The 19,578-nt window shown below is 69.3% G+C and carries 19 protein-coding genes; 13 read left to right on the top strand and 6 right to left on the bottom strand.

The features are described 5' to 3' along the window. From aceA to deoC, 9 genes are all read left to right on the top strand, one after another. Window positions 1-1,056 (top strand): isocitrate lyase (gene aceA, locus V7E05_RS10465; RefSeq protein WP_333619597.1); only part of this gene is annotated, 1,056 nt, incomplete at its 5' end. 111 nt (window positions 1,057-1,167) lie between these two features. After that, a complete protein-coding gene (locus tag V7E05_RS10460; RefSeq protein WP_333619596.1) occupies window positions 1,168-2,097 on the top strand; it encodes a 3-hydroxybutyryl-CoA dehydrogenase in 930 nt (309 codons plus the stop codon). Window positions 2,098-2,159: 62 nt separating this feature from the next. Further along, complete coding sequence (metE, locus tag V7E05_RS10455) at window positions 2,160-4,469, top strand: 5-methyltetrahydropteroyltriglutamate--homocysteine S-methyltransferase (protein WP_333619595.1); 2,310 nt, start codon at window positions 2,160-2,162, stop codon at window positions 4,467-4,469. 50 nt (window positions 4,470-4,519) lie between these two features. Beyond that, the gene (locus V7E05_RS10450) at window positions 4,520-4,852 is read left to right on the top strand and encodes a hypothetical protein (RefSeq protein WP_333619594.1); all 333 of its coding nucleotides are present in this window, start codon (window positions 4,520-4,522) and stop codon (window positions 4,850-4,852) included. A gap of 5 nt (window positions 4,853-4,857) precedes the next feature. Beyond that, window positions 4,858-6,129, top strand: a complete 1,272-nt coding sequence (locus V7E05_RS10445) for a DUF445 domain-containing protein (protein ID WP_333619593.1) — start codon at window positions 4,858-4,860, stop codon at window positions 6,127-6,129. A 360-nt stretch (window positions 6,130-6,489) separates the two neighbouring features. Further along, complete coding sequence (locus V7E05_RS10440; RefSeq protein WP_333619599.1) at window positions 6,490-6,960, top strand: helix-turn-helix domain-containing protein; 471 nt, start codon at window positions 6,490-6,492, stop codon at window positions 6,958-6,960. Between the two features lie 56 nt (window positions 6,961-7,016). After that, on the top strand, window positions 7,017-7,886 hold the full coding sequence (locus tag V7E05_RS10435; RefSeq protein WP_333619592.1) for a hypothetical protein: 870 nt from the start codon (window positions 7,017-7,019) through the stop codon (window positions 7,884-7,886). A 133-nt stretch (window positions 7,887-8,019) separates the two neighbouring features. Beyond that, window positions 8,020-8,316 carry a DUF2516 family protein gene (locus V7E05_RS10430; RefSeq protein WP_333619591.1) on the top strand — a complete coding sequence of 99 codons (297 nt, stop codon included), beginning with the start codon at window positions 8,020-8,022 and terminating at the stop codon, window positions 8,314-8,316. A 20-nt stretch (window positions 8,317-8,336) separates the two neighbouring features. Continuing rightward, window positions 8,337-9,047 (top strand): deoxyribose-phosphate aldolase, encoded by a 711-nt coding sequence (gene deoC / locus V7E05_RS10425; RefSeq protein ID WP_333619590.1) that lies wholly within the window; start codon window positions 8,337-8,339, stop codon window positions 9,045-9,047. Here the strand turns inward: deoC and V7E05_RS10420 are convergent. The 3 genes from V7E05_RS10420 to V7E05_RS10410 form a co-directional block, all read right to left on the bottom strand. Next, window positions 9,037-9,789, bottom strand: coding sequence for an LmeA family phospholipid-binding protein (locus V7E05_RS10420; protein WP_333619589.1), 753 nt, complete (start codon window positions 9,787-9,789; stop codon window positions 9,037-9,039). The genes deoC and V7E05_RS10420 overlap by 11 nt on opposite strands. Window positions 9,790-9,859: 70 nt before the next feature. Continuing rightward, window positions 9,860-10,633, bottom strand: coding sequence for a class I SAM-dependent methyltransferase (locus V7E05_RS10415; RefSeq protein WP_333619598.1), 774 nt, complete (start codon window positions 10,631-10,633; stop codon window positions 9,860-9,862). A 103-nt stretch (window positions 10,634-10,736) separates the two neighbouring features. Further along, window positions 10,737-11,243 (bottom strand): DUF2505 domain-containing protein, encoded by a 507-nt coding sequence (locus V7E05_RS10410; protein ID WP_333619588.1) that lies wholly within the window; start codon window positions 11,241-11,243, stop codon window positions 10,737-10,739. A gap of 157 nt (window positions 11,244-11,400) precedes the next feature. On the opposite strand from V7E05_RS10410, the gene V7E05_RS10405 reads away from it, so the two are divergent. From V7E05_RS10405 to V7E05_RS10395, 3 genes are all read left to right on the top strand, one after another. Further along, complete coding sequence (locus V7E05_RS10405) at window positions 11,401-12,486, top strand: UDP-N-acetylmuramate dehydrogenase (protein WP_333619587.1); 1,086 nt, start codon at window positions 11,401-11,403, stop codon at window positions 12,484-12,486. Window positions 12,487-12,599: 113 nt separating this feature from the next. Further along, the gene (gene yidC, locus V7E05_RS10400; RefSeq protein WP_333619586.1) at window positions 12,600-13,649 is read left to right on the top strand and encodes a membrane protein insertase YidC; all 1,050 of its coding nucleotides are present in this window, start codon (window positions 12,600-12,602) and stop codon (window positions 13,647-13,649) included. A 244-nt stretch (window positions 13,650-13,893) separates the two neighbouring features. Next, window positions 13,894-15,528, top strand: coding sequence for an ATP-binding cassette domain-containing protein (locus V7E05_RS10395; RefSeq protein ID WP_333619585.1), 1,635 nt, complete (start codon window positions 13,894-13,896; stop codon window positions 15,526-15,528). A gap of 109 nt (window positions 15,529-15,637) precedes the next feature. Here the strand turns inward: V7E05_RS10395 and V7E05_RS10390 are convergent, their stop codons facing one another. Continuing rightward, window positions 15,638-16,873 (bottom strand): fatty acid desaturase family protein, encoded by a 1,236-nt coding sequence (locus V7E05_RS10390; RefSeq protein ID WP_333619584.1) that lies wholly within the window; start codon window positions 16,871-16,873, stop codon window positions 15,638-15,640. Window positions 16,874-16,954: 81 nt separating this feature from the next. Further along, window positions 16,955-18,286, bottom strand: a complete 1,332-nt coding sequence (locus tag V7E05_RS10385; protein ID WP_333619583.1) for a flavin reductase family protein — start codon at window positions 18,284-18,286, stop codon at window positions 16,955-16,957. Between the two features lie 379 nt (window positions 18,287-18,665). Between V7E05_RS10385 and V7E05_RS10380 the strand changes: the two genes are divergently transcribed. Further along, on the top strand, window positions 18,666-19,235 hold the full coding sequence (locus V7E05_RS10380; RefSeq protein WP_333619582.1) for a TetR/AcrR family transcriptional regulator: 570 nt from the start codon (window positions 18,666-18,668) through the stop codon (window positions 19,233-19,235). Window positions 19,236-19,246: 11 nt separating this feature from the next. Here V7E05_RS10380 and V7E05_RS10375 read toward each other — a convergent pair whose 3' ends face one another. Then, window positions 19,247-19,507, bottom strand: a complete 261-nt coding sequence (locus V7E05_RS10375; RefSeq protein ID WP_333619581.1) for a hypothetical protein — start codon at window positions 19,505-19,507, stop codon at window positions 19,247-19,249. Window positions 19,508-19,578 lie beyond the last annotated feature (71 nt).

Below are 19,578 nucleotides of genomic sequence, written 5' to 3'. Positions count from 1 at the left end.
CAGCAGATCCGCGCCGGCCTCGAGGCCGTCTACCTCTCCGGCTGGCAGGTCGCCGGCGATGCGAACCTCTCGGGCCACACCTACCCGGACCAGTCGCTGTACCCGGCGAACTCGGTGCCGAACGTGGTTCGCCGCATCAACAACGCGCTCCTCCGCGCCGACGAAATCTCCCGCATCGAGGGCGACACGTCCGTCGAGAACTGGCTTGCCCCGATCGTCGCGGACGCCGAGGCCGGCTTCGGTGGCGCACTCAACGCCTACGAGCTCCAGAAGGCCATGATCGGCGCGGGCGCCGCCGGCGTCCACTGGGAGGACCAGCTCGCTTCGGAGAAGAAGTGCGGCCACCTTGGTGGCAAGGTGCTCATCCCCACCCAGCAGCACATCCGCACCCTCACCTCGGCCCGCCTCGCGGCCGACGTCGCGAACGTGCCGTCCGTGATCATCGCGCGTACCGACGCCGAGGCCGCGACCCTCATCACCTCCGATGCGGACGATCGTGACAAGGAGTTCATCACCGGCGAGCGCACCGCCGAGGGCTTCTACAACGTCAAGAACGGCATCGAGCCCTGCATCGCCCGTGCGAAGGCGTACGCCCCGTTCGCCGACATGATCTGGATGGAGACCGGCACCCCGGATCTCGAGTACGCCAAGAAGTTCGCCGAGGGCGTCAAGGCCGAGTTCCCGGACCAGCTCCTCGCCTACAACTGCTCGCCGTCCTTCAACTGGAAGGCGAACCTCGACGACGAGACCATCGCCAAGTTCCAGAAGGAGCTCGGCGCGATGGGCTTCAAGTTCCAGTTCATCACCCTCGCGGGCTTCCACACGCTCAACTACAGCATGTTCGATCTGGCCTACGGCTACGCCCGCAACCAGATGACCTCCTTCGTCGAGCTGCAGCAGCGCGAGTTCAAGGCCGCCGAGGAGCGTGGCTTCACCGCCGTCAAGCACCAGCGCGAGGTCGGCGCCGGCTACTTCGACCGCATCGCCACCACGGTCGACCCCGAGAGCTCCACCGTCGCGCTCAAGGGTTCCACCGAGGAGGGCCAGTTCCACTAGGAACAGGCTTTCTCCCCTGACACCGGGGCCGCGCCCTTCCGGGGTGCGGCCCCGCGTGCTATCCGCAACTACCGCTTGCCGGCATCCACCATCTGCAAGGAGACCACCGTCATGACAGAGAACTCCGCGACCCCCGCGGCGGACACCGCGTCCAAGATCACTCGCGTCGGAGTCATCGGCGCTGGCCAGATGGGTGCCGGTATCGCCGAGGTCTGCGCGCGTGCGCAGGTCGACGTGCTCGTCTGGGAGAACACCCGCGAGCTCACCGCGGCCGGCCGCGCCCGCGTCCTCAAGTCCCTCGACCGGGGAGTGTCGAGCGGCAAGATCACCGAGCGCGAGCGCGAGCAGGCGGCGCTGCGCCTCCGGTTCACCACCGAGATCGCCGACTTCGCCGACCGCCAGCTCGTGGTCGAAGCGGTGCTCGAGGACGAGGCCGTCAAGACCGAGCTGTTCCGCGAGCTCGACGAGGTCGTCACCGACCCGGACGCAGTGCTCGCGTCGAACACCTCCTCCATCCCGATCATGAAGCTCGGCATGGTCACGCAGAACCCGCAGCGCGTCATCGGGCTCCACTTCTTCAACCCCGTGCCCGTGCTGCCGCTCGTCGAGCTCATCACGACCCTCGAGACGTCGGAGCAGGTCACCGAGCGCGCGGAGGCGTTCGCGTCGGGGCTGCTCGGCAAGCAGGTCGTGCGCAGCGCAGACCGTTCGGGCTTCGTGGTCAACGCGCTGCTCGTGCCGTACCTGCTCTCCGCGATCCGCATGGCGGAATCGGGATTCGCCACGGTCGAGGACATCGACCAGGCCATGGTCCTCGGCTGCGCGCACCCGATGGGGCCGCTCACGCTCACCGACCTCGTGGGTCTCGACACGGTCAAGTCCATCGCCGACTCGATGTACGCCGAGTTCAAGGAGCCGCTGTACTCGCCGCCGCCCATGCTGCTCCGCATGGTGGAAGCAGGGCGCATCGGGAAGAAGGCCGGCCACGGCTTCTACCGCTACGACAAGGACGGCCGCGTCCTCAAGCCGTCGGGCCAGTAAATCCTCATCTGACGCCGGACGTCCGTATACCCCTCTAGTTTTCCGCTACCTCGGGAGTGTCAATGCCGGGCCACACTGATTCCATAGCGCACCTCGATCACAAGCGCGCGTCGAGCGTCCTCGGGTTCCCGAGGATCGGCCCGCGGCGCGAGCTCAAGCGGGCGCTGGAGAGCTACTGGCACGACGGCTCGCCGCAGGCCGAGTTGCTCGCGGCGGGCCGGCAGATCCAGGAGTCGACGTGGCTCGAGCTGCGGGCGATGGGGCTCACCCAGATCCCGGGCAAGACGTTTTCGTATTACGACCACATTCTCGACGACGCGCTGCTCTTCGGCGCGGTGCCGCACCGGTTCCGGCCGCTCGAGGAGGAGCTCGATCCACTCGACTTCTACTTCGCCATGGCGCGCGGCAAGCCGGAGTACCCGCCGCTGGAGCTGGTCAAGCTCGAGGGGACCACGTACCACTACCGCCAGCCGGAATTCGAGGACACCTCGGTGTTCGGGCTGCGGCCGGACGCTCTGCTCGAGGAGGTCGAGCGCGCGCACGCGCTGGGCATCGAGATCCGCCCGGTCATCACGGGGCCGCTCTCGCTGCTGCTCCTGTCGAAGTCGGCGGAGACGGCCGCGGACAGCTTCCGACCGATCATGCTGCTGAACAAGCTCCTCGACGAGTACGAGAAGCTCCTCGAGGCCCTCGCCCGCGCGGGCGTCGTGTGCGTCCAGTTCGACGAGCCGGCGATGACAATGGACCGCTCCGACTTCGAGATCAAGCGCTTCCGCGAGGCGTATAAGCGGCTCTCGGCCGCCCCGCTGCGCCCGCGCATCCTCGTCACGGGGCCCTACGGCGATTTCGGGCCCGCACTGCCGGCGCTCGCGTCGACGGACGTCGAGGCCGTCGGCCTCGACCTGGTCCGCGGCCTGCACGACGTCGAAGAACTGGCCGCGATCCCGGGCCTCCGCCGCAAGCGCGTGTACGCCGGCGTCATCGACGGGCAGAACATCTGGCGCAACGACAAGTTCGCCACGCTCGACTACCTGATCAAGCTGCGCGACAAGTTCCCCGACCTCGTCGTCTCCACCTCGTCGTCCCTCATGCACGTGCCCTACGACGTGCTGCAGGAGACCGAGCTGCATCCCGCGCTCGACGACACGCTCGCGTTCGCGAAGCAGAAGGTCGCCGAGGTCGTGTCGCTCGCCAACGCGCTCGAGGACGGGCCGACCAAGCGGTGGCGCCGCCTGCCCGAACGGGAGGGCTCCGTTCGTGACGACGTACGCGCGCGAGTCGACGCGGCCCGCGCGGCCCGCCACCCGCGGATGCCCTACGCCGAGCGTTCGGAGCTCCAAGCCGAGCGCCTCCAGCTCCCGGTCCTGCCGACCTCGACGCTCGGCTCCTTCCCGCAGACCCCGCAGATCCGTAGGGCGCGCAAGGACCTCGGCGAGGGCAGGACCACGTACGAGGAGTATTCGGCGTACCTGCGCGAGGAGATCGAGAAGGTCATCCGCCTGCAGGAGGACATCGGACTCGACGTGCTCGTGCACGGCGAGGTCGAACGCAACGACATGGTCCAGTACTTCGCGGAGCTGATGGAGGGCTTCGCCGTCACCACCTATGGCTGGGTCCAGTCCTACGGCAGCCGGTGCGTGCGCCCGCCGATCCTGTTCGGCGACGTGAGCCGGCCGCGGCCCATGACCCTCGAGTGGAATGCGTACGCGCAGACGCTCACGGACAAGCCGGTGCGCGCGACGCTCACAGGGCCCGTGACCATGCTCGCGCGCTCGTTCCGGCGCGAGGACATCGCCGCCGAGGACGTGGCGTACCAGATCGCGCTGGTCGTGCGCGACGAGATCGCTGACCTCGAGAACGAGGGGATGGCGATTGTCCAGGTCGACGAGCCGTCGATCCGCGAGCTCCTGCCGCGGCGCGGCGCGGACCGCGAGTCCTACCTCGCGTGGGCAGTGGACACGTTCAAGTTCGGCACGGAGGAAGCGCGGCCTGACACGCAGATCCACACGCACATGTCGTATTCGAGCCTGCAGGTGATGAAGGAGGCGATCGAGGATCTCGACGCCGACGTCACGTGCATCGTCGCGACCCGCTCGATCGACTGGGTCCTCGACGCGCTCGAGGACCACACGCTGACCAGGCAGGTCGCGCCCGGGGTGTACGAGTCGCGATCGGGTTTCGTGCCCGATATCGACCTGCTCCACCGCAGGCTGCGGCAGGCCGTGGATTCGCTCGGGATCGAGCGCGTGTGGGCGGTGCCCGATGGCGGGCTCAAGACCCGGTACACGTGGCAGCTCGAGCCCTCGCTGCGGAACCTCGTCGCCGCCGCTCGGCGCCTGCGCCGCCGCCACGGGGGGAATTCCTCCGCCTAGCGGCGGGCCGTCTAGACTATGCACAAATACCTAGTTTGAAGGGACCTGCCATGGCAGCCACAGAGGTTCACGAAGGTCACGCTCCTGTGCTCGAGCACCGTGGCCCGCAGATCGAGAAGGCGTACTACCCCGAGTACGCCGATCAGGCGGAGCGGATCTACCCGCTCAACAGCTGGCAGGTCAATTGGGGCTCCGCCATCCTCCTCCTCGGCATGGCCACGCTCGGACTGCCGCTCGCGGCGTTCGCCTACCACCAGGAGAACGGCAGCGTCTCGATGGGCATGTGCATCGCGGCGCTCGTCTTCTGCGTCGTGGTCAACATCGTGGGCCTGGCGATCATCGTCGCAGGGTTCAAGACGCACAAGCGCGACGAAGCGCACTAACGACAGTGACCCCCGCCTTCGCCGAGGCGAGCCCGGCGGACGCTGAGCGAGCCCGCGCGCTCCGCCGCATGAAGATCGTGGCGACCAGCTTTCTGCTGGTCGCCGCGTTCTGTTATGTGCTCTCGCAGATCGCGCTCGCTCGCGATGCAGGCGAGTGGGCCGGCTTCCTCCGCGCGGCCAGCGAAGCGGGCATGGTCGGTGGCCTCGCGGACTGGTTCGCGGTGACGGCGCTCTTCCGTCATCCCCTCGGCATCCCGATCCCGCACACAGCCCTCATTCCGAAGAAGAAGGACCAGCTCGGAGAGTCGCTGGGCGAGTTCGTCGGCGAGAACTTCCTCGATCCCGAGCTCGTGTCCGGCAAGGTCGCGGGCGCCCGTATCCCGGAGCGCGCGGGGGAGTGGCTGCTCGTGCCCGAGAACCGGACCAAGGCGTCCGGGCAGGCGGCGAAGCTGATCCGGGCGGCGCTCGAGGTCCTCAAGGACGAGGATGCCGTGGGCTTGATCGAGCGGACGCTCGTCGCGCGCATCTCCGAGCGCGAGTGGGCGCCCCCGCTCGGCAAGGTGCTCGGCGAAATGGTCGCAGAGGGCCGGCAGGAGCCGGTGGTCCAGCTCCTCGCGGACCGCACGGAATCGTGGGTCCAGCGCAACCCGCAGACCATCGAGCGGTGGGTCACCGAGAAGGCGCCGACGTGGGCGCCGAGCCTGGTCAACGAGCTCGTCGCCGAGCGCGCTTACGACGAGGTGCTCAAGTGGGCGCGGGCCATCCGCGACGACCCGCAGCATTCGGTGCGCGTCGCGCTCAACAACTTCCTCGAGCAGCTCTCGCGGGACCTGCAGTACGACCCCGATTCGATCGCAAGGGTCGAGCGGTTCAAGGACGACCTTCTCGCGCGCCCTGCGACGCGCGAGGCGATCGCGCAGGCCTGGGCCTCGGCGAAGTCCGCGTTTATCGAGGCCACCGAGGACAACTCCTCCGAGCTCCGCGGGAAGCTGGACCAGCTCGCCGGGCGGCTCGGGCAGAATCTCGTCGCCGACTCCCGCATGCGCGCGTCGGTCGAGGGATACCTCGTGCGCACGGCGTCGTTCGTCGCGTCCAACTATGCGGGCGAGATCACGTCGATCATCTCCGAGACCGTCGAGCGCTGGGATTCGGCCGAGGCGAGCCGCAAGATCGAGCTGCTCGCGGGCAAGGACCTGCAGTTCATCCGCATCAACGGCACGGTGGTCGGCGCGCTCGCCGGTGTCGTGATCCACTCGCTCACGCTGCTCATTTTCTAGCGGATTTCCGGCCCCGCCATGCGGTCGATCGTCCCACTATCCCTACATGTGTAAAGCGATTAATGTGAGTCGTATCACCTTTGCTAGCAAAGTGCTTGCAATTGCTAGCAAGCCCCCTTAGCTTGGGGATTGCAGGCATGCGCCGCAGAGCTCGGAACTCGATCCTTGCTCCAAGAATCGGGCGCAGTCGCGGAGAGGAGGTTCGAGTCAACCGTGGCAACTTCACGTCGTTCGGCTGAGAAACCCACCTCTGCGGCGAAGGCCAGTGGTGAGGCGAAGGCCAAGCCGAACAAACCCTCGAAGCCCGCGAAGGACCTCGTGCGCCTCCCCGGTGGGGATGATCCCTCGGCGATCGAGCGCATGGTCGGCCATGCCGCGCAGGACATCGGCTCGTTCATCCGCGCGCAGCGAGAGGCGGCGGAGGTGTCCCTCCGGCAGCTCGCCGAGCGGACGGGCGTCTCGAACCCGTACCTCAGCCAGATCGAGCGCGGACTGCGCAAGCCGTCCGCCGAGGTGCTCGGGCAGATCGCCAAGGGCCTGCGTGTCTCGGCCGAGGTGCTCTACATGCGGGCCGGGATCCTCGAGGACAACCGCGAGGGCACCACGCGGGACGCGCTGGTCACGGCCAGGGAGCTCACCGACAAGCAGCGGATCGTCCTCGTCGAGATTTACGACGCGTTCATCGCAAACAACGGCGTGCACGCGCCTAACGGCCATCCGGATGCCGGCGACGACGCCGCGAGCCCCGAGTCTGTCGATTCGGCCAAGCCCGACGATTCGGCCAAGCCGGTCGCCGATACCGCGGCGGTGCCGCCCCCGCGATCCACCTAGACATTCCCCCCCACAGAACGAAACACCCCGAGAAAAGAACGCAGAAGGAGAACATCATGGCTACCAAGAAGACCACCGCGAAGAAGTCCTCGACCGCCAAGAAGGCCGCCGACAAGGCCTTCGAGGGCCCCCTCGGCCAGGCGCTCGGAGTCGTCCGCACGCCCGTTTACGCCTACATCGGCGCGAACGATCTCGCCATCGAGGCCGCGACGAACGTCGTCACGGGCATCCGTCGCCGCGCCGAGGAGCGTGCGCAGGAGCTCCAGGATCGCGTCTCCGAGGTGCCGGATCGCGTCCAGACCTTTCCCGCGGACGTCCAGGCTCTGCTCGAGAAGTACAAGCCGGAGGAGCTCCGCAAGGTCGCCGAGGCCTACGTCCAGGTCGCGGCCGGCATCTACTCCGGTCTCGCCACCCGCGGCGAGGACGTCGTGACCCGCCTGCGCGCCGAGAACCCGCAGCTCGACGCGGGCCTCAACCGCGCCGGCGAGGCCGTCACCTCCGCCGACGGCCGCATCAACGAGGGCATCGAGCTCGGCGAGGAGGCGCTCGGCACGGTCTCGCGCCAGACCCGTTCGCTCGGCGTGCGCGGCGCGCACAAGGTCTCCGACGCCGCCCACGAGGCCGCCGACAACGTCTCGGATGCCGCCGAGAACGTCTCGGATGCGGTCGAGAAGACCGCTGACCAGGTCTCCGACGCCGCCTTCGAGGCTTCCGACGAGGTCCAGTCGGCCTCCGCCAAGGTCGAGGCGCGCACCGCCAACAAGCCGGCCACCGCCGCGAAGAAGGCGCCGGCCAAGAAGGCCCCCGCGAAGAAGGCGCCGGCCAAGAAGGCCACCACCGCCGCCAAGTCGACCACCGCGACCAAGTCCACCGCGACGAAGGCCACGGCCACCAAGTCGACGGCCGCGAAGAAGACCGCGAACTAAGCAGTCGGGTCGCAGCAGAGCAGTCGGGCTAGACAGCAGAGCGCGGCGTTCGCCCCTCAGGGGGCGGGCGCCGCGCTCGCTTGTGGTTCGAGTGCAGTCGTCCGGATCGGCCCGCCTCCGTAGGATGGAGACAATGAACGAGCTCTTTATCGGAAGCCTCACCACGGGCCTCGACCTGGTCCTCACGATCATCAAGGTCGTGCTCATCGTCTGGGCGCTCGTGGGCGCCCTGCTGTGCGCCCGCGCGGACGCCGGCGCCTTCGTCGCGCACGGCAAATGGAACAAGTGGGGCTGGTTCACCGTATGCCTCGTCTCGGCGGCGGTGTTCGTGCTGTTCAAGCCGTACGGATTCCTCGGGGTCATCGGCGTCGTCGCGGTCGGCGTGTTCTACGCGGATGTTCGCCCCGCCGTCACCACGCGGAGGCGATAGCAGTGGGAGATCACGCGGATATGACGACGGACTTCCCCCTCAGCCGGGCCGAGATGGCCGACAGGATCGACCACACGCTGCTGCGCCCCGAGGCCACCCGGGCGGACGTGTTGGAGGCGGCCGCCGAGGCGGCGGCTCTGGGCGTGCGCACTCTCTGTGTGTCGCCGAACATGCTGCCGGTCTCGGGCGCCAAGGTGCCCGTGGGCACCGTGATCGGCTTCCCCTCGGGCAAGCACCACCCGCTCATCAAGGCGATGGAGGCGCGCATCGCCGTCGATTCGGGGGCCGCGGAGCTCGACATGGTCGTGGACTACTCGGCGATCATCGCGGGGCGGTACGAGGAGATCCTCGGGGAGATCGTCCCCGTGCGGGACGCGGCGCCGCACCCCGTGGTGCTCAAGGTGATCCTCGAGACGGCGGCGATCTACGCCGCCTTCGGCGCCGGGCGCGCCGGCGAGGCGGATGCCGCCGTGGCGCGCGCATGCGAGCTCGCGGCGCAGGCGGGGGCCAACGTCGTCAAGACCTCTACGGGCTTCCACCCGGCAGGAGGGGCCGAGCCGCGGGCCGTGCGCGTGATGGCCGAGGCTGTCGAGCCGACGGGATCCGTGTTGGTCAAGGCCTCGGGTGGCATCTCCACGGCCGCGCGGGCGGTGGAGATGCTCGAGGCCGGCGCGACGCTCATCGGGACGAGCCGCTCGGCCGAGATCCTCGGCGAGTTCCCTACTGGCTGAGGGTGACGTTCTCGCCCTGCAGATCGATGACCAACCCGGCGTCGGTGACGTGGGCGCCGCTGATCGAGACGCCCTCGGGGAGCTCCTTGACCGTCTCCTGGACGAGGCTGATCGTGCCGCCGAGCAGGTCGGACGGCAGGTCCATCCCGAAGATCTGTGCGTTCTGCGGGTCGAGCGAGAGCTCCCCGTTGTCGACGCGCGGCACGAGCTGCGCGTTGGCGATCCCGCCGAGGGAGACGTCGAGCGTCCCGGCGTCGACGTTGGGGGTGATCGACTGGACCGAGGCGAACTGGCTGAGGATGTCCCCGCCGCTGTCGCCCTGCCCTCCATGCGCAACCTCGAGCATCGCATCCGAGCTCAGCGTGGCGGTGCCGGTGAGGGACTGTGCGGTGGCGGAGTTGTCGCCGAGCTCGACATCGCTGAGCTGGACATCGAGCGCGGGGGCCGGCGTGCCGTCGGGCTTCGTGCCTTCCGCGGAAGAGATGTGGACGCCCGAGGCCTTCTTCTCGGCGAAGGTGACCAGCGCGAGGCCGTCGATGTCGGCGTTGGCGGGCGCGCCGATGGACGAGGTCGCGGCGTCGGAGATCTCGGACTGGATCCGATCGCGGAGCATGAACTCGGCCACGACAGCGGCGATCAGGGCGATGATCACGACGACGACGATGCCGCCGAGCAGGCCGGCGAGGACGCCGCGGCCGCCCGAGCGGCGGTTTCCGGAGCGGGGCAGGGTGGCAGTACTCATTGGCCCGATTGTTCCGGATCCAACTCGGTTTCGCCCACTCGGAGGCCGAGATTCCCCTGTGAATCGGGACCTATCGCGGTGCGACGGCGTCCCAGGGGATCGTGAACTGGCATTCCCGCAGGCCTGCGCGCAGCCGTTCGAGCGGCCAGCCCGCCTCGCGCAGCGCCGCGTGGGCGAGGCGCCAACGATGCAGGGGGCCGAAGGAGCCCGCGTGCGCGGCGGAGGCCCAGGCGGCATCGGCGTCGCGGAGTAGCGCGTGGATGGGTTCGCCGGGGACGTTCCGGTGGATGAGCGCCTTGGGTAGGCGCGCGGCGATGCCCGAGGGCACGCGCGCCGCAGGATCGGCAGGGTTCCACGCGGCGGTCAGGGTGCGCGGTCCGCGCGTGCGGTCGGCGGTGATCCACGTGCCGATGCGCCCGGACTCCGAGCTCGTGCCCTCGGCGAGGATCCCGCCGGGCGCGAGGCCCGAGAGCAGGAGATCCCACACGCCGGGGACCTCGGACTCCGGGTACTGGCGCAGCACGTTGGCGGCGCGCACGAGGTGCGGGCGAAGCCCGGCGAGCTCGAAGCCGCCGAGCGCGAACTCGACCCCGTCGCGCGGCGGGAGCACGCGTGCCGGATCGATCTCGAGGCCGACGACTCGGACGTCGGGGCGGATCCTTCGCATCCACCTGGCGAGCTCGACCGTGGTGGCGTGCGAGGCGCCGTAGCCGAGGTCCACGACGAGCGGGCGCTCGGCCGCGGCGAGCACCGAGCGGACCTCCGGGCGGGAGGCGAGCCAGCGATCCTGGCGGCGCAGCCGGTTGAACCCGGTGGTCCCGCGCGTAATGGTGCCGACGGGCACGCCCGAGCGGGCGCGAGCCCCGCCGGGCCCCGCCGTCCTTACTTCCGCCCTCGAATGGCGCACGGCGGCGGTGTGGTGTTCCGCGCCCTACTCGCCCCGGGGCCTACTGGCCCTGCGCCGCGATCCACTCGTCGATGGTGGCGACCTCGGCGTCGTGGGCCTGCTCGAGGTATTCGACGACCATCGCCTCGATCTTCTTGCCGATAAGCGGCACCGACGCGCTGATCCGCCCGCGGGCGACCTCGACCGTCTTCTCGCCCTCGCTGCGCACCGTGAGCGTCCCGGTGACCTTGAGGACGCCACCGAGCGCCCCGCCGCTCGTCACTGCGTTGATTTCGCCGCCCGCGGGCGCCTCGTAGGTCGCGGTGCGCTCGATGGGGAGGTCCCCGGAATGGATCTTCGAGACAAAGGACGGGATGTGCTCGCCGGAAACGACCTGCTCGAACTCGATCTTTACCTGATCCTCGCCGGCCTCGAACGAGGTGATCGAATCCTTCTCGGAGCCCGCCGCGTACATGCGCTTCTGCCAGTAGGCGGCGTCGCTGTAGCACTCCCAGACCTGGTCGACGGAGGCGGACGTGGAGGCGGTGAACTCGAAAGAAGTGGACATGGTCATAACAATAACGGTGCAGCCGGGGCCGCGAGGAAAGTGCGGCGGGCAGGTGGGTGAAGCTACCCTAGGGCGCGTGAATCAACGCCCCTCCGATGCCCCGGTCGTCTCCGAGCTCGCGTCGCTCCCCGGCGTCCGCCTCGTGGAAGCCTAGCCGATGTCCCGGCATACGACACTGCGACTCGGAGGTGCGCCGTCAGCCTTCCTCGAGGCCGAGACGCTCGACGCCGTGGCCGCGTGCGTGCGGCGGCTCGACGAGGCCGGCCTGCCCGTGCTCGTGCTCGGCGGCGGCTCGAACCTCGTGCTCGCCGACGAGGGGGTGGACTTCCACGTCGTCGCCGTGAGTGCCGCGGGCATCGACCTCTCCCCGGAGATCGACGCGGATGACGGCGCAGGTCCGGTTCCGCCCGGGCGCACCGTGGTGCGCGCGGAGGCGGGGGCCGTGTGGGACGAGTTCGTCCGCGCCACCGTGGCCGCCGGGCTCGGCGGGCTCGAGTGCCTGTCGGGCATCCCGGGGTCCGTGGGGGCGACGCCGGTCCAGAACGTCGGGGCCTACGGGGTCGAGGTCGCGCAGGTGCTGCGGCGCGTACGCGTGCTCGACCGCGAGACTGGCGCGGACGAGTGGCTGCTGCCGGCCGAGCTCGGGCTCGAGTACCGGACGTCGAAGCTCAAGGGGAGCGACCGCGGCGTGGTGCTCGCCGTGGAATTCCTTCTCCACTCCGATGGGCTGTCCGAGCCGATCGCGTACCGCGAGCTCGCCGCGCGCCTCGAGGTTTCGCAGGGGGAGCGCGTGGCCGCGGCCGCCGCGCGCGAGGTCGTGCTCGGCCTGCGCGCGGGCAAGGGCATGGTGCTCGACCCCGCGGATCATGACACGTGGAGCGCAGGGTCCTTCTTCACCAACCCCGTGGTCACCGAGGACGAGATCGACACGGTGCGCGCGAAGGTCGCCGCGCGGATCGGGAAGGACGTCGCCGAATCCATGCCCGCGTTCCCCGCGCCCGGCGGGGTCAAGCTCTCGGCCGGGTGGCTCATCGAGCGGGCCGGTTTCGGCAAGGGCTTTCCCGGCTCGGGTGCGCCCGTGCGGCTATCGACGAAGCACACGCTGGCGCTCACCAACCGCGGTTCGGCGCGGACCTCCGACCTCGCCGCGCTCGCGCGCGAGGTGCGTTCCGGGGTCGAGGCCGCGTTCGGTGTGCGCCTACACCCGGAGCCCGTGTGGGTGGGCTGCTCGATCGACGGCTAGATACGGGTGCGGCCCACGTGCCGCCGACCTGTCACACTGGAGCGATAAGTATCTGGAAACTCGGCTCTGGTAATTCCGGACCGACCGTGACCACCCGCCCGAAGGATTCGTAGATGTTGGATGCGCTGGCCTACCCGGTCTCGCTGGTGATGAAATTCTGGCACTGGCTGCTCAGCCTCGTGGTGCCCGGCGATTCGGGGATCGCGTGGGTCGGCTCGATCCTCCTGCTCGTCGTGACGGTCCGGCTCATCCTCCTGCGCCCGATGTGGGTGCAGATGTTCTCGATGCGCAAGATGGCGACACTCACGCCGGAGCTAAAGCGAGTCCAGAAGGAATTCAAGGACGACAAGGCCAAGCAGGCCGAGGAGATGCAGCGCATCTACTCGGAAGCGCAGGTCAACCCGCTGTCGGGCTGCCTGCCGATGCTCGTCCAGATCCCCGTCTTCCTCGGGCTCTACCACACGCTTATCGGGTTCACCCCGCAGGGAATGTCCATCGCCGAGGCCGCGCAGCAGTCGAACGGCGCCTTCGGCCCGGACCAGGTCTCGCAGTTCCACGCCGCGCAGTTCCTCGGCGTCCCGCTCGCCGCGTACATCCGCATCCCGCAGGAGCAGCTCGCCTCGCTCACCGGCGGAGACGCGAGCAAGACCGGGCTGCTCGTCATGTGCGTGATCCTCTTCGCCCTCGCCGGCATCGCCACGTGGATCAACATGCGCAACTCGATGAACCGCCAGAAGCGGGCGCGCGAGATCGCGGCCGAGGAGGAGCGGCTCATCGAGGAGACCGAGCGCGCGGGCGGCCCGGTCGTCGACGGCGAGGTCGTGGCGATCGACGGGGACGAGTCGAAGGCCCAGTCCGCGGCGAAGAAGGCCGCGGAGGACGCCGAGGCGAAGGCGAAGAAGAAGGCCGAGGAGCCCGAGGTCCCCGATTTCGCCCAGGCGCTCTCGGAGTCGATGAACTCCTCGATGAAGATCATGATGTACATCTTCCCGATCTTCCCCCTGGTCGGCGCGTTCCTGTTCAACTTCCCCATCGCGATCGGCATCTACTTCCTGCTCAACAACTGCTGGACCGCGGTGCAGTCGCACATGTTCCTCAACCGCCTCGAAAAGCTCCTGCCCACCGGCGGCCAGGCCGGCCTGCCGCCGTCGGCGTTCATGTAGGCCGGCGTTCATCCAGAACCTGCAGCCCGTGTAGCTCTCCCACCCTTGACGGCGAACGCCGCCGTGCCTAGAGTCGTCGCCGTATCAGACGCCGGGCACGGCGGCTTTCGCGCGTAATGGCGCGGGCCGAGGGGCTGCGGCGTTCCCCCCGGCCAGAGGAGTTCGGTCCACGGTGCATGCCTAGGTGTTGAGTCCTTCGCCCCTTTTCGCGGGCGACCCTTCTCTACACCTCTCGGGCGCACACGTGTCTACCCAGCGATCGACCCTCAGGACCTCCATTTCCTGTATCGGCCTCGCCTACGCGCACCCGGATCACACGCCGGTATTCGCAGGGCTCGATTTCTCGCTCGGGCCGGGGCTGTCCACGCTCGTCGGGCGTAACGGTGCTGGTAAGTCCACGCTGCTGCGGATCCTCGCGGGCGAACTCGCGCCCACCGCGGGCACCGCCACGGGTCCCGCCGCGGGCGCGGGGATCGTCGCGTACGTCCCGCAGGACCTGCTCGGCGAGAAGTCGCCCGCAGAGGGCGAGCCCGGTCCCACGCTCGCCTCGCTGCTCGGCATCGAACGGCGCCTCGCCGCGCTGGCCCGGATCGAGGCCGGGTCCACCGATCCCGGCGCTTTCACGGAACTCGGCGAGGAGTGGGACATAGCGGAGAGGACGTCCGCCGTCATCGGCGAGATGGGCCTACCCGCGGACCTCGATCGGCACGCGGCGCAGCTCAGCGGCGGCGAGCGGACCCTGGCGGCGATCGCCGGGGCGATACTCGCGCGGGCCGACGTGCTTCTGCTCGACGAGCCGACGAATAATCTCGACTCCGCGGCGCGCGGCCGGCTGTTCGATGCGCTGCGCACGTTCATCGCCGGCGGCGGCTGCGCGCTCGTGGTGAGCCACGACCTCGAATTGCTCGAGCTCGCCGACACCACGCTCGAACTGCATGACGGCGGGCTGCGGCAGTTCTCCGGGCCGTACTCGGCGATGCGCGCGGCGATCGAGGGCGAGCAGGCCGCCGCGGAGCAGGCGGCGACGAGCGCCCGCGAGGACCTGCGGACCGCGCGGCGGCAGCGGGATCAGGCGCAGCAGATGAACGCGACGCGCGCCCGAATGGGGAAGAAGGCCGAGCGCGAGAAGCGGGTGCCGAAGATCGTCGCGGGGATGCGCAAGGACGCGGCGGAGAAGTCGGCGGGGAAGCTCGGCGATCAGCACGCGGAGAAGGTGGCCGGAGCCGAGGATGCCGCGCGCGAGGCCGCCGATCTCGTGCGCCGCGTGCGGCTGCTGCGCATCGAGTTGCCGGATCCCGGGCTGCCGAGTTCGCGAATCGTGCTGGACGCACGGGGTGAGGTGCAGGACGGCGCAGTCGGTTCGGTCGGGGCGGACGGTGCGTTGCAGCTGATGGGGCCCGAGCGGGTGCGGCTCGTCGGACGCAACGGCAGCGGGAAGACCACGGCGATTCGCCGGATGACGGCGGACGGCTCGATCGCCGTGCCGTTCGCCTATCTCGCGCAGGACCTGCCGGTCGGCGCAGGGGAGCGGGAGCGCAGCGTGGTGGACCTCATCGCAGCGCGCCGGCCGTCGGCGGATCCCTCGGAGCCGCACGCGCAGGCAGCGCGCTTCCTGTTCACGGGGGCGGCCGGCGCGAAGCGGCTCGGGGAGCTCTCCGGCGGCGAGCGTCTCCGGGCGTTCCTCGCGGCGGCGCTGTTCGCGCGGCCGCTGCCGCAGCTCCTCGTGCTCGATGAGCCGACGAACAACCTGGACATCGAGGGCGTCGAGCAGCTCGCGGGCGCGCTCGCCGAGTGGCGTGGCGCGCTGCTCCTCGTGACCCACGACGACGGATTCGCCGAGCGCGTGGGGATCGAGCGGGAGGTCACCATCGGAAGGTAGTCGGAGGGCAATCGGAGAATAAGCGAAGTGGCGCACGCGAGAGGCCGCCACCCGGGAGGGGTGGCGGCCTCGGAGCTGGGTACCTCCGCCGTCATGGGCGGGAGTCTTGCTATGCGGCGACGGTCTCCGCGCCCGCCTTCGCGTCCGTCTTCTCTCGGCGCTCGATGATCACGCGCGGGGCATCGGACTTCGTGGCCGGCAGCGGCAGTGCGAGGCGGAACATCTTGCCCCACACGTTCGCGACCTGCTTCCACAGCGGCCCCGTGTTATAGGGGAGGCCGTTCTTCTCGCAGATGGCGCGCACCTCGTCGGCGATCTCGGGGTAGCGGCTCGAAGGCAGATCGGGGAAGAGATGGTGCTCGATCTGGTAGCCGAGGTGCCCGCCGGCGATGTGCATGATCCGCCCGCCCGAGAAGTTCGAGGAGCCGAGCATCTGGCGGACGTACCATTCGCCCTGCGTCTCGTCCTCGCACTCCTCGGGAGTGAAGACCTGGGCGCCGTCGGGGAAGTGGCCACAGAAGATCACGGAGAAGGACCACACGTTCCGGATGAGGTTCGCCGTGGCGTTGCCCGCGAGCGTGAGCGGGAACAGCGGACCGGTGAGCGCCGGGTGCAGCAGGTAGTCCTTGGTGACCTGCCGGCCCGCCTTGTTCCACCAGCCCTTGAGCAGCGGCTTGACCTCCTCCCACGAGCGCTCGCCCTTGAGCACGCGGTCGTACTCGAGGTCGTGGAGCATGACACCCCACTGGAACAGGCACATGAGCGCGAACGCGTAGGCCGGGTTGCCGAGGTAGCCCGGGTGCCACTCCTGCTCGTGCTCCATGCGCAGGAGGCCGTAGCCGATGTCCCGGTCCATATCGAGGATGTTCGTGTACGTGTGATGCATGAAGTTGTGCGAGTGGCGCCACTGATCGCCCGGGCACGTGTTGTCCCACTCGAAGGTCGAGGAGTGGACCATCGGGTCCTGCATCCAGTCGTACTGGCCGTGCATGACGTTGTGGCCGATCTCCATGTTATCGAGGATCTTCGAGGCGCTCAGCGCGCCGACGCCGGCGATCCACGCGGGCGGGAAGAAGCCGAGGAACATGAGCCCGCGGCCGGTGAGCTCGAGCCGCCGCTGCAGCTTGATGATGCCGAGGATGTAACTCCGGTCGGTCTCGCCGAGGTCGGCGGAGATCCGGTTGCGCAGGTCGTCGAGCTCGCGGCCGATCTCCTCGACAGCCTCCGGCGAGAGGTGGACGGTGCCCGCGGGGGCGGGGGCCGGGGTGGTGCTGGGTGCGCCGTCAGGCTGCTTCTTCGAGGTGAACAGACCGGTGAGCGCGGTAAAGGGGTTGGGGAATGCCATGGGAGTGCCTCCTTTGTCGTGGGGCGCTTGGTGGTAAGGAGCTTGGCGCTGGGGTGGGGTGCAGAGAGCGGAGCGGAGAGGTCAGAGATCGAGTTCGACGTCGCCGACCGGGGTGGACACGCAGATCTGCACCTGCTTGTCGGGGGTGGTGTCGATCTCGCCGGTGCGGACGTCGCGCGTCGCGCCGCTCAGGCGAGTCGCGGCGCACTGAAAGCAGATGCCCATGCGGCAACCAGAGGCCGGTGTGAGGCCGGCCGCCTCGGCACCGTCGAGGATCGTGGAGCCGTCGATATCGACGTCCTTTCGGCTGCGAGCGAACGAGACCGTGCCGCCGTCCGTATCCGGTATGTCGGTGACAGCCGCCGCAAACCGTTCGCGCCGAACCCACTCCGATCGCTCGGGGCCCAGGATCTCGCCGAGCCCATCGGCCAGCGAGTCGGGGCCGCAGCAGAACACCTCGGCGTCGCGCCACCACGGTGCGACGGCCTCGACGTGCCCGGCGAGGATCTGCCCGCGCAGCCCGTGGCGGCTCGGGTCGGCGTCGCCGGTGGCGGGAGTGGGCTGGTGGCGCGGGGCGCGCTTGGGGGCGATGCGGTTGTTGTTCTCGTCGAATGACGGCGCAGGTACGTCCCCCGAGGGCGAGCCGGGCCCACCGCTGCCGGTGGTGACGATGCGCAGGTCGATGTTCGCGTTGGCGGCGATCTCGCGGAGCTTGCCCGGGACGGGGATGTCCGAGGTGGAGCGCGCGTAGTGGAGCCACGCGACCTTCCCGGTGTGGTTCTCGGCGGCAAGGGTCGAGGCGATGGCGAGCATGGGGGTCATGCCGCTGCCGCCGGAGACGAGCAGCACGGACTGCGGGCGGCGCTCGGGGAGCGCGGCCTCGGGATCGCCCTGGCTCCGCTCGTCGAGGAGGAAGGTCTGCCCCGGCGCCGCGGTGCGCCATAGGTGGTCGGAGACGAATCCGTCGGCGTGCCTGCGGATGACGAGGGTGAGTGGCCGCTCCGCAGACGTGTCCCCGAGGGCATCGGCGGGATCGGTGCGCGCACTCTGCGCGCCCGGGGTACGCGGGGAAGCCGCGACCGGGTCGATGGGCGAGTAGAAGCGGTGGTGGACGACGCCGTCGATGACGACGCCGATCGAGATCGCGCCGCCGGCCGGCGGGCGCCGGTAGCCGTGGCTGGGGCGGAGTGTGAGGACGAGCCAGTCGTCGGTGGGCCGGGTCGCGTCGAGAACCCGCGCCTCGCCCCTGGCGACGCGGCCGGGGAAGCCGAGCGAGCGGCCGTAGCTGGCGGCGGGGTGCGGGGTGAGCAGGAGCTTCGCGACCCCGTCGAGGAGTCTGTCGAGCGGCTGCTTCTTCGGCGAGGGCGCGGGGCCGGCGTGCGAGGTGTGGTTGATTGCCTGGTCGATCGTCATGTGGGTCCTCCGGGGGAGGTCGTGGCCGCTGTGGCGGCCGGGAAGCGTTGGGGTTGTCGCGTCCGGTCGGGTGGGTCGCCTACCGCGGCGCTGCCTGTGTCCGATGCGCCTGGTGGGACGCTGCGGGCCTATCTGGGCTGCTGCCGTGCGGGGCGGGATCGTGGTGGTCGGTTGCGCGCTGTCCTGGTGCTTGTGGTGCTCGGGCTGGTGTTGCTCGCGCTGCCTGTGCGCTGCCACTTTCCCGTTCCGGACGCTTTTGAGTGTACAGGTGTACCCCGAAAGCGCAATAGGGCGTTGGACAAAGATCCTGAATTTGTCATTAACGTGAGTTCTCGGGGAGTAAACACGCATGTCAGTGGCGTGTAGTAGAGTTTGACGCATGTCGGACGGAATGTCGCGGGCGGAGAAAAAGAGGCACACTCGTTCCCTCATCGTCGCCGCGGGGAGAGAGAAAGTGGCGTCGTCGGGGTATTCGGCGCTCGCCGTGCGCGATACCGCGCGCGCCGCGGGGATCTCCGCCACCGGCTTCTATCGCCATTTCGAGACGGTCGAGGACCTCGCTGTGGTCATCGCGGAGGGGACGGCCGAGATGCTGTCGCGGACGGTGTCGGAGCTCATTGCGGAGGATCCGATCCTCGAGATGTGGCCGGAGATCATTGTCGCCGCCGGACATTCCGATCCCGAAGAGTGGCCGGCGCTCATGCACGGCGTGCTCGATGCCGACCACGCGGCGAACGGCGTGGTCGGCGCGGCGATGGAAGACGCGCACCGCCGCATCGCGATCACGTTGTCGCGGATGCCCGAGCTCGCGGGGCGGACGGCGGACGATGTCGACGCGTTGGCCGATGTGGTCCTCTACGACCTCATCCGCACGGCCATCGCCGCTGCGCGTGGCGACCGGGATGCGGACGTGGACTGCAGGAACAGGCTGTCGGCGATTCTGCGCTGAGCCGAGCGCGACTATTCCTGCCTGCGCGCCTCTCGTCGTGTGGCCCAGCTTTCGACGACGCGCCAGGCAGCGACGATGGACACCACGGTGATGATCCAGTAGATGAGCCAGAACGAGCGGTCCCAACCGGCGAGGGCGAGGCCGATCGCGAGGAGAACTGCCGAGATCGATCCAGCGGCGATAACCTTCGCCAGGTCGCCGCGGAGGATGCGCCGACTCTGCGGCTCGTCGGGGGTCTGGGCGCCGTACCGGCGAGCGAAGCGCGCATCCATCGAGCGGATAATCGACGGCCCGAACGCCACGGTGAAGCCGACCTAGACCGGGGAGAGTCCGTGGAAGTACG

This window comes from Dietzia sp., from assembly GCF_036741115.1.
Taxonomy (GTDB): domain Bacteria; phylum Actinomycetota; class Actinomycetes; order Mycobacteriales; family Mycobacteriaceae; genus Dietzia.
The sequence above is the reverse complement of the archived record's forward strand: the minus strand, read 5'-3'. Positions and strand labels throughout refer to the sequence as shown.